Origin of the sequence: Gordonia spumicola (genome assembly GCF_009932475.1) — a bacterium.
In the GTDB taxonomy this organism is placed as follows: domain Bacteria; phylum Actinomycetota; class Actinomycetes; order Mycobacteriales; family Mycobacteriaceae; genus Gordonia; species Gordonia spumicola.
In genome coordinates this window covers 337,731-348,789 of the sequence record NZ_BJOV01000001.1, presented here as the reverse complement: position 1 = coordinate 348,789, position 11,059 = coordinate 337,731, and the positions used below count along the sequence as shown (strand labels likewise).

The window sequence follows — 11,059 nt, the reverse complement described above, 5'->3', positions numbered from 1 at the left end:
CGGTCGTCTATCGTGCGTCCGCGGGCGAGGCGTTCGCCCGCAGCATCGCGAGCACGCCCTCCAAGGCGGCGGGCCCGGCCGGGCCCACGGTCGGCAGCAGGCTCATCAGGGTCATCGTGAGCAGCGAGTCGCGGTCGGTGCCGGGCATCGCGGCCTCCAGCGCCCCGATCGTCGCCTCGATGTCGCCGAAGGTGACGGTGGAGCCGTCGTGTTCGGCGGCCACCGCGGTCGGGATCGCGGCGGCCGCGTCCGCGACCAGGTCGGACAGGCCGCGCGGCGCGTCGCCCGCGGCCTCGTCGATCCGCTCGTCCAGGTCGATGTCGCCGACGATCGCCTCCGGATCGGCCGCGATCGCCTCGACGAGACGCACGTACCTCTCGACCATGGCCTCGCCCGTGCTGCGGGCGAAGACGTCGGTCGAGTACACGAGCTGGCCGCGCACGTCGCCTGCCGCGGTCGGGTCCTTCGGGTCGCTCGGGAAGAGGGTGAGCTGCACGTCGACCTTCGCCGACGTCAACTGCTCGTCCTCCGCGCTGACCGTCAGGCCCGCGATCTCCACGCGCGGGAACGCGAGGTTCTGGAAGACGAACATCGCCTGGAAGAGCGCACTCGACGAGCCCGCTCCGGTGCCCGTTCGGGCGACGATGTCGTCGAACGCGACGTCGGCGTTCGCCATGGCCGCCAGGTCGTCGACCCGCACCCGGTCCAGGACGTCGACGAAACGCTCGCCCGGATCCACCCGGCTGCGTAGGGCGAGGGTGTTGACGAACATGCCGACGAGGGGTTCGAGGACCGCGTTGTCGCGGCCCGCGTACGGCGTTCCGACCACCACGTCGCGCTGCCCGGCGAGCCGGGCCAGGAGGATCGCGTACGCGGCGTGCGTGACCATGAACAACGAGGCCCCGTACGACCGTCCGAGGCGGTCGAGCGCGGCGACGGTCTCCGCGCCGAGGACGAAGTCGACGGCGTCCCCGACGAACGACGGGTTCTTGGGCCGAATCCTGTCGATCGGCAGTTCCAGTCGCGACGGGGCGTCGGCGAGCGCGTCCCGCCAGAAGTCGAGCTGACGCTGTTCCAGCGTCCGGCCGTCGGCTCCGACGGCGGCGAGCCTGCGGGCCTGCCAGTCGGCGAAGTCGGAGTACTGGATCGGCAGCTCGTGCCAGGTCGGAGCCGTGCCCGACACCCGTGCGGCGTACGCCGTCATCATGTCGACGGCGAGCGGGGCCATCGACGCGCCGTCGGCGCTGATGTGATGGATCGACAGGACCAGGACATGGTCGTCGCCCGTGCGCAGCAGGGCCGCGCGCAGGGGCAGGTCGGCGGCCAGGTCGAAACCTCGACCGGTGACCGCGGCGATCGCTCCCGGCAGGTCGTCGCCCGCGTCGCGCACGTCGAATTCGACGCGGGCGGCGGCCTCCGCCCGCGGCACGACCGCCTGGACGGGATCGGTGTCGACGAGCGGATAGACCGTCCGCAACGCCTCGTGGCGGGCCAGGACGTCGTCGAGCGCGCCGCGCATGGCTCCGGTGTCGAGAGGGCCCTCCAGCCGCAGGGCGAGCGCGATGTTGTAGGCCGACGACGTGCGGTCGACGCTGTTGACGAGCCACATCGACCGCTGTGCCCCCGACACCGGGACGGGTCCGGCCCCGGCGCGACGCCGCAGCGGCTCCTCGACGGCGACGTCCGCGGTGTCGAGGAACGCGGCGAGTTCGGCGGCGCTCGGATGCTCGAACACGTCGCGCAGCGCGATGCGACGGCCGCGGAGCTTGCCGAGCCGACCGCTCACCGCGACCGCCGACAGCGATGTCCCGCCCAGTGCGAAGAAGTCGTCGGTGACGCTCACCCGGTCCGTGCCGAGTTCCGCCGCGAAGACCTCGGCGACGAGCCGTTCCGCGTCGTCGCGCGGAGCCACGAACACGCGGTCGGCCGCGAAGTCGACGGCGGGCAGCGCCGACCTGTCGATCTTGCCGACCGTGTTCGTCACGAAGGTCTCGACCGGAACCACCGTGTGCGGGACGAGATGCGCGGGCAGCAGCCCCGCGGCGTGTGCCCGCAGCGCGACCGGGTCCAGCCGCGCCCCGCCGCGCGGCGCGGCGTACGACACGAGCACGGTGCCGCCGGACGGGCCCGGCGCGCCGACGGTGAGCGTCATGGCGACGTCCGGATGAAGAGACAGGGCCCCGTCGACCTCGCCCGGCTCCACGCGCATGCCGCGGATCTTCAGCTGGAAGTCGGTGCGGCCGAGGTAGCGGAACGATCCGTCGGCGAGGCGCGTCACGCGGTCTCCGGTCCGATACATCCGCGTGCCCTCGGCCCCGAACGGCGACGCGACGAACCGGGCCGCGGTCAGCTCCGGCCTGCCGAGATAGCCCAACGCCAGCTGATCGCCGGTGAGGAACAGTTCGCCGGCCACGCCGACCGGAACCGGGCGGAGTCCGCCGTCGAGCACGAGCGCGCCGACACCGGGGACCACCCGACCGATCGTCACCTCGTCGCCTGCCGCGAGCGGTCCGGCGGCGGTCGCCCAGATCGTCGCCTCGGTCGGCCCGTACAGGTTGAAGAACGAGCGACCCGCGTCGGCCCAGCGGTCGACGAGTTCCGGCGGGCACGCCTCGCCGACGCTGATCACCGTGCTCACGCTCGGCACCGACTCCGGGTCGAGGCCCGCGAGCACGGACGGCGTCATCACCGCGTGCGTCACGCCTCCGTCCGCGATCACCCTGACGAGGTCGTCGCCCGCGAAGACGTCGGGCGGGCTGACGACGAGCGACGCCCCGCTGCACAGGGCCATCGTGATCTCGAAGACCGACGCGTCGAAACTGGTCGCGGCCACGTGCAGCACCGAACTGGTCTCGTCCAGGCGCAGGACGTCCCGCTGGTTGGCGGTCATGTTCGCGAGGCCGCGATGGCTGACGACCGCGGCCTTCGGCTTGCCCGTCGAACCGGACGTGTAGATCAGATAGGCGACGTCGTCGGCGTGGACCGCGCGACGCAGCTCGTCCGGCCGGATCGGGTCGCCCGACCGGTCGGCCGCGGCGGGTTCGATCCAGTCGACGCCGCCGATGCCCTGGGATCCGAGCGCGAGGACTGCGCCGGAGTCGGCGACGATCTCGGCGCGTCGCTCGACGGGCAGGGCCGGGTCGACGCTGACGAACGCCGCACCCGCCTTGGTGACCGCGACCAGGGCCGTGACCGACGCGACGCCACGCGGGAATCCGACGGCCACCACGTCGCCCGGACCCACGCCTGCGGCGATGAGCTCCCGGGCGAGGCGGTTGGACGCGGCGTCGAAGTCGGCGCGCGTGTGGACCGCGTCGCCGTCGCGGACCGTGCCGGGATCGGCGGCGCCGTGCGCGTCCCAGAGGTCGCCGAGGGTCACCGCGTCGACGGCCGCGGTCGGCGGGCGGGTCAGTTCGGCGAACGATCGGGCGTCGACGATGTCGATGGCGGCGACCGGAAGGTCCGTCGACGCCTGGGTGAACTGGTCGAGGACACGCAGCACCGCCTGCCCGAACCAGAGCGCCGACGCCCTGTCGAACAGGTCGGTCGCGTACGACACCTCGAAGTCGAGTCGGTCGGCGCGCTCGGTGACGGTGACCGAGACGTCGTACTTCGCGGCGGGCACGCGAGCGTCCAGAAGCTGCATGTCCGACGCCCCGCGCACCGCGCCCGTCGTGTCGGACAGCATCGTGAGGCCGACTTGGAACAGTGGTGTGTGGGCGGCCGACCGGGCGGGCGCGAGCGCTTCGACGACCCGCTCGAACGGAACCGTCGCACGCGAGAGGGCCCTGGCCCGCACGCGGTGGGCGTCGCTCAGGTAGGTCCCGAGGCTCGCCCGCTCGCACACGTCCGTGCGCAGGACCACGGTGTCGATGAACATGCCGACGAGACGGTTCAGTCGATCGTCGCGTCGACCGTCCACGGCCACGCCGACGGCGATGTCGGTCGTGCCGCTGCAGCGGGCGAGGACCAGCGCCATCGCCGCGTGGATCACCGAGAACGGCGTGACGCCCGCGGCCTTCGCGAGGTCCCGCACACCGCCCGCGAGCACCCCGTCGGCCGCGAGGTCGACGTAGGCCCCGCGACCGGAGGCCACCGCCGGGCGCGGCCTGTCGGTCGGCAGCGGCAGCAGTTCGGGCAGGTCGGCGAGTTCGGTGCGCCAGAAGTCGAGGTCGGCGACCAGCGTCGAGGCTCCGTCGCGGACGAGGTGACGGTTCTGCCAGATCGCGTAGTCGGCGTACTGCAGGCCGTCCCAGTCGAGGTCGGGGACGGAGCCGGCACGGCGAGCCGCGTACGCCGCGCCGAGGTCGGCGATCAGCGGGATCAGCGAGTACCCGTCGGCCGCGATGTGATGGACGACGACCACGAGGACGTAGCCCGCGGCGTCACGGACGAGGCGGGCGCGGAACGGGGCGTCGACGGTCAGGTCGAAGCCGGTGTCGGCGATGATCCGGACCGCGGCGTCGACGTCGTCGGTCGGCTGGGGCGTCAGGACGATCGCGTCGGCCATCGACGACGTCGAGCCGACCACCTGCGCCTGGGTCCCGTCGTCGAGCGCGACGAACCGCGAGCGCAGGATCTCGTGTCTCCTGACGACGTCCCGGACCGCGGCGTCGAGCGCGTCGACGTCCACGTCGGGACCGATCCGCACCGCGCCCGGCATGTTGTAGGTGGCCGCCGTCGGATCGATCTGGTTCACCAGCCACAGCCGCGACTGGGCCGTCGACAACGGGATCGTCTCCGGTCGCGGATCGATGTGCACGAGCGGCGACGACGAGTCGTGATCCGCGTGGACGGCGCCCGCCGCGAGCTCGGCGAGGTCGCTCGCCTCGAAGACGTCGCTGACGCGAAGGTCCACCCCGAGTCCGTCCCTGGCCCTCGTCACCAGTCGCGCCGCCACCAGCGAGTTGCCGCCGAGTGCGAACAGGTTGTCGGTGCGGCCCACCCTGTCGATCCCGAGCAGGTCGGCGATGATCCCGGCCAACTCGATCTCGATCTCGGACTGGGGAGCCTCGTACGCGGCGGTCCGGACGACCGGCGCGGGCAGGGCGCGGCGGTCGGTCTTCCCCGACGAGTTGCGGGGGAAGTCGTCGAGCACGGTCACCGCGGTCGGCACCATGTGCGACGGCAGTCGGCGACGGCTCCACGCGAGCAGTTCCGGCTCGCCCGTCCTGGGGTTCGACACGCGGACGTAGGCGACGAGAGTCGGCGTCGACGCGACGTCGTCGCGCACCATCGCGACCGCGGCGTCCACGTCGGCGTGGTCGACGAGAACGGACTCGACTTCGCCGAGTTCCACCCGCTGACCGCGGATCTTGACCTGGAAGTCGGTCCGTCCCAGGTAGTCGAGCTCACCGTCGGCGTTCCACCGGACGAGGTCGCCGGTGCGGTACATGCGGGCGGCGTCGCCCCCGGGGCACGCGACGAACCGTTCGCTCGTGAGCGCCGCCCGCCCGATGTAGCCGTGCGCGAGTTGGGCGCCGGTCAGGTACAGCTCACCCGGCGCACCCGGCGGCACCGGGATCAGCCGATCGTCGAGGACCAGGACTCCGGTGTTGGGGACCGGTGCACCGATCGGCGGAGTCGCCTCGCCCGCGACCACGCGGTGCTCGGTCACGTCGACGGCGGCCTCGGTCGGCCCGTACAGGTTGATCAGGTCGACGTCCGAGGCCGTCAGGACGCGGTCGGCCGACTTGCCGGTGAGAGCCTCGCCCGAGGTGAAAATCCGGCGCACGGAGTCGGCGAACAACGCCTCGCCCGCGGGTCTGCCCGCCCGATCGTCCAGGTAGACGTCGAGCATCGACGGGACGAAATGCAGCACGCTGACGCGTTCGTCGACCATGACCCGGTTGAGGTAGGCCGGGTCGCGGTGCCCGTCCGGCTTCGCGATCACCGTGGTCGCGCCGACCGCGAGCGGCCAGAACAGCTCCCACACAGACACGTCGAACGTGTGTGGCGTCTTGTAGAGGACGCGGTCGTCCCCGGTCAGCGGGTAATGCTCGTCGGTCCAGGCCAGGCGGTTGATCACCGCGCCGTGCGGCACCTGGACGCCCTTGGGCGTGCCGGTCGAGCCGGACGTGAAGATCACGTACGCGGCCGCGGCGGGCGGCAGCGCGACGGTGGAGACGCGATCGCCCCTCCCCCTGGACGCGAGGTAGTCGACGTCGATCACCGTGCGTGCGCCCGCGGCGTCCGCGACCAGGTCGCGCCGGTCCCGCGGGTGCGACGGGTCGACGGGCACGTAGGCGGCGCCCGCGGTGATCACGGCGTAGACGGCGGCGATCTGGTCGACGCCGCGGTCGAGCGCGACGATCACCCGGTCGCCGGGTCGCACCCCGTCCGCCACCAGTGTCCCGGCGAGGCGCCGACGCATGTCGTCGAACTCCGCATAGGTCACGTCGGAGCCCTCGAACCGCAGCGCGACCGCGTCCGGGCGCTCGGCGACCCGATGCTCGAACTGCTCGAGCAGGTGTGTGCCCGCCCGCGTGTAGTCGACGTCCTCGCCGCGGCCCGCGTCGTCGACCGCACGCAGGTCGTCGTCGGTCGCGAGCGCGATCTCGCCGAGCGGGGCCCCGGGCGAGGTCACGGCGTTCTCGAAGAAGGCCAGGAACCGGTCCAGGTGAACCGACAGTTCACGCTCGGTGTACAGGTTCGGGTTGCCGTGCAGGTCGACGTACACCGGCGAGGTGGGGCTGGCCTGATAGAAGTTGATCCGCAGGTCTTCGAGGATGCCCGACGCCAGGATGTGGTACGACACCTGCGCTCCGGTGATCTCGATCGGCTTGTCGAAGAACACCATGTTGACGATGGGCCCGAACGACGCCGTCGACGCGTCCCGCATCCCGGCGTCGAACCGGATGTCCTCGAAACGGTACCGCTGGTGGCGGAGCACGCCGGTCAGCTCCAGCTGGATCTGGCCGATCAGCTCGTCGAACGAGGCGTGCACGACGTCGCTGGCCCGTACGGGAAGCATGTTCGAGACCATGCCGCTGGCCCGCTTGGTCTTCGCCGATGCGCGTCCGGTGACGGGCATGCTCAGCACGACCTCGTCGGTGCCCGTCATCCGCGCGAGGTACGCCGAGAAGCCGGCGGTCAGGAGCACCGCGATCGAGCTGGAACGCTCCACCGCGAGGGCGCCGAGCCGACTCTGGAAACCCGCGTCCAGGACTCGCCCCGCCACGAGGTTGACCGGCGAGAGCGCGGCCGTCGCCGCACGTTGGGCGAGGGTCACTCGTTCGGGCAGGTCGGCGGCGCGTTCGGCCCAGTACTCGCGGTCCCGTGCACGGCGGGTGCCCGCTGCGTACGCCTGATCGTCGGCGACGAGTTCGGCGACGTCCGCATGCGGCTTCGACTCGAACTCCCGGCCGTCGATCTTCGCGTTGTAGCGCTCGACGAGCCGGAGCACCGAGTTCAAGGCGGCGAATCCGTCGAGGAGGAGGTGATGTCCCCGCAGGTACCAGAACACCCGGTCGTCGGCGACGCGGAGCAGCGCCGCACGCGCGAGCGGGGTCCCGGACAGGAGATCGACCGGGCGGCGGTAGTCGTCGTTCATCCAGTCGTGGGCCGCGGCGACCGGATCGTCGGACGACCGCAGGTCGACCTGTTCGAGGGTGAACGGCAGGGACTGGTCGATGTACTGCATCGGCGTCCCGTCGACGTCGACCAGACGGGTGAAGGCGCTCTCCAGTTCGCGGGCGCCGAGATCGTGCATGCCGACCACGGCGTCGACGTCGAGCGGACGGTCGACGTCCCGGATGTCCAGGTACTGGGCGACGTTGACCGAGTAGTCGGCCGACATGTTCTCGGCGAACCACATGCCGCGTTGAGCGGCTGTCAACGGCAGCAGCGGACTGTCCGTCCGACGGTCGTCCTCACTCATCGCCATCTACCCTTTCGCTGGTGCGCATGTGCACGGCCTCGCCCGAGGTGAGTCGGGCATCTTGTTCCACCGTTGTCCGGTCGCCGGTCAGGTCATCTGCTCGTCGCCGCCTTCCGATAGCCGATGAGCGCCGGATAGACGCTGGCCCCGATCAGGAGCACCGTCCAGATCGCGACCTTGAGGAGCGGCGTCGCGAGTTCGCCGCCCGCGGCGAGCCCGCGCATGAGTTCGATGCCCGGCGTCATCGGCTGATTGGCGACGATCGGCTGAAGCCATCCCGGGTAGCCCTCGATCGGCGAGAACCCCGAGTTGAAGAACATCAGCACGCTCATCAGCAGGCCGAGGTACTGGACGAGCGGTGCGCCCGGAGGCGAGTTGACCGACAACGCGAGGACGAAGACCGCGTAGGCCGCGCCGAACACGACGGGTACGCAGACCAGGCCGAGCGCGGCGAGCGGACCCTGCGTGAACCGGAAGCCCATCGCGTAGCCGACGATCAGGAGCACGCAGGTCAGGACCACGATGCGGACGATCTCGGCGACGACTCTCGACGTCAGATCGGCCGCCCGGTGGATCGGCAGGACGTACAGGCGCGCCAGCAGTCCCGTCGACCCCTCCTTGTTCAGTCGGATCGCCGACACCATCGAGCCGCCCATCGCTCCGATCAGGATCATCAGCGGCACCGTGCCGTACAGGCTGTTCTGTCCGGTGGCCGCGCCGACCGAGTCGCCGAGGACCACTTTCATCAGGAACATCGACAGCCCGGGAACGATCAGCGACTGCAGCACGGTCGGGACGTCACGGATGTAGACGAGCAGTTGCCGCCAGGTGAGCACCGCGCTGTGGGTCGCCCATGCGCGCAGCGACTTCTCGGCCACGGCGTGCGCGGCCGGTCCCCGCACGGCGGAGTCGTCGGTCACGGTCGTCATCGGCCCGCCTTCCGGACGCCGGCGCGGATCAACACGATCGCGACTACCGCGATGCCGATGCACCAGTAGACAGTCGGCCCGACGATCGACCACGTCAGCGGTTCGGTCGAGTCGGCGCCGCGCAGGACCGCGACGAACTGCGAGATCGGCTGGTTCCGCGCGAAGGGCTGGATCCACTCGGGGAAGCGCTCCTCGGGGACGAAGCCCGTCGACGCCATGCCGAGGATCATCGTCGGCAGGCCGAGCACCTGGCTGGTGGCCTCGGGGCTGTTCGCCACCAGACCGAGGCCGTCGGCGAGCAGGGCGAGCAGCAGGCCGATGCCGAGGGTGGTCGCGAAGAGGACCGCGGTGCCGCCGACCCCGCCGCCCGGCCGCCAGCCGATGATCAGGCAGGCGATCACGCCGCACACCATCGACACCACCAGCAGCGCGACGTTCGTGACGATGCGGGCGGCGAGCGGAACCCAGCCGGGCATGGGGAGGACCCGGAAACGGGTGTTGATGCCTTGGCTGACGTCGAACGCCGCCCGCATGGCCGCCGACGTCGCCGCGAAGCTCATCGCCTGCAGCAGGATGATCGGCATGAGGAACGAGCCGTAGTCCAGATCACCGGTCGCGTCCATCACCTTGCGCAGCGGCAGGTAGAAGCAGAGCGCCAGGAACGCCGGGGCGATGAACGCGAACACGAACTCGCCGTTCCGGAGGACCTTCTTCAGTCCGCGGACGGTCAACGTCTGCCATTGCCGCAGGGTACGGAGCCCGGTGGGCGTACTGACAGTCTCGACGGGGCGTGGGGTTTCCGTCTGTGCTGTCACTGTTCGTCGGTCCTCCCGACTGCAGAATCCTGCGTCGCGCGGTCTCCGGTCAACGCAAGGAACACCTCGTCCAACGACGGGCGACGCAATGCGATGTCGGCCAGCGGGATCTTCGCGGCCTCGGTGCGTCTCATCACCTCGGCGAGCGTCTCCGGGCCGCGGGGCGCGGGCACCGACACGGCGCCCTGTTCGGTGTCGCCGTCGGCGACGTCCGTCGGGCCGATCAGGTCTCGGAGCCGCGCCCGAAGGCGCGGCAGGTACGCCGGGTGAGCGGGCGTCACCTCGCAGTACGCGGCCCCGGTCTGCGCCTTGAGCTCGTCGGAGGTGCCCTCGGCGATCACCCGGCCCGAGTCGATGACGACGATGTTGTCCGACAGCATGTCGGCCTCTTCGAGGTACTGCGTGGTCAGGAGGATGGTGACGCCGCTGTCGCGGAGCTGTTCGACGAGGTTCCACACGTCCTGGCGACTGCGCGGGTCGAGGCCGGTCGTCGGCTCGTCGAGGAACACCACCTCGGGAGCGGTGACGAGACCGCACGCGATGTCGATGCGTCGGCGCATGCCGCCCGAGTACTGGCCCACCCGCCTGCCCGCCGCCTCGACGAGGGAGAACTCGTCGAGGAGTTCGTCGGCGCGTCGCGTCGCGTCCTTCTTGGACAGTCCGAGGAGGCGGCCGAACAGGATCAGGTTCTCGCGGCCGGTGAGCGATTCGTCGAGCGCGGCGAACTGGCCGGTCAGCATGATCGACGACCGCACCCCGGACGGGTTGGACGCGACGTCGTGCCCGGCGACGCTCGCGCTGCCGCCGTCGGGCGGCAGGAGCGTGCAGAGCATGTTGACGGTGGTGGTCTTGCCTGCGCCGTTCGGGCCGAGGATCGCCACGATGGTGCCCTTGGCCACCTCGAAGCTCACGTCGTGGACGGCGGTGAAGTCGCCGAACGTCTTCTTCAGGTTCTTCGCGACGATCGCGGGCGGACCGTCGGACGACGGCTCGAGCGACGCCGGGTCGACGGACGGGAACGCGACGGTGCTCTGGTTGGCAAGCCGCAGCTCCTCCATCGATTCGATGGGCGCGGGCGGCGTTGACGACATGACGTTCCACGCAGCGTGACGCGGCCGGGACCGTCGGGGTCGGACGGGTCGTTCGGGGACCGGAGCCTGGGTGACGGGACGCGGGACCGGCGGCGGAACGGTGCCGGAAACGGACGAATACGCCTGAACCGGCGTCCGGGGCGCTACGATCTCGCGCTGCTCGACGCGCGCCGCGGCGGGGGCCGGCTCGCGCGCGGACAGGTCGTCACGCCATGCACGCAGCTCACGGAGGATCGGATCGTCTTCCGGAACCCACGGCATCGTCTGCTCGAGAGGTTCGGCGACGTGCCGTGACCGCTCGCGGTCGCCGGGACTCCCGGCGGATCGACCGTACGCGTCTGGCAC

The 11,059-nt window shown here is 71.1% G+C and carries 4 protein-coding genes; all 4 read right to left on the bottom strand.

Annotated features, from left to right (window positions below; translation table 11 throughout):
* Nucleotides 1-7 precede the first annotated feature (7 nt).
* Nucleotides 8-7,879, bottom strand: coding sequence for a non-ribosomal peptide synthetase (locus tag GYB83_RS01765; protein ID WP_161893844.1), 7,872 nt, complete (start codon nt 7,877-7,879; stop codon nt 8-10).
* 92 nt (nt 7,880-7,971) lie between these two features.
* On the bottom strand, nt 7,972-8,808 hold the full coding sequence (locus tag GYB83_RS01760) for an ABC transporter permease (protein WP_161893843.1): 837 nt from the start codon (nt 8,806-8,808) through the stop codon (nt 7,972-7,974).
* Nucleotides 8,805-9,623 (bottom strand): ABC transporter permease, encoded by an 819-nt coding sequence (locus GYB83_RS01755; RefSeq protein WP_161893842.1) that lies wholly within the window; start codon nt 9,621-9,623, stop codon nt 8,805-8,807. Before GYB83_RS01755 ends, GYB83_RS01760 begins: the two co-directional genes overlap by 4 nt.
* The gene (locus GYB83_RS01750) at nt 9,620-11,059 is read right to left on the bottom strand and encodes an ATP-binding cassette domain-containing protein (protein WP_371864981.1); all 1,440 of its coding nucleotides are present in this window, start codon (nt 11,057-11,059) and stop codon (nt 9,620-9,622) included. The genes GYB83_RS01755 and GYB83_RS01750 overlap by 4 nt, the downstream gene beginning before the upstream one ends.

Excerpts from the sequence above, each read along its gene's own strand:
- GYB83_RS01765 (WP_161893844.1), bottom strand. The coding sequence starts at position 7,879 with ATGAGTGAGGACGACCGTCGGACGGACAGTCCGCTGCTGCCGTTGACA.
- GYB83_RS01760 (WP_161893843.1), bottom strand. The coding sequence starts at position 8,808 with ATGACGACCGTGACCGACGACTCCGCCGTGCGGGGACCGGCCGCGCAC.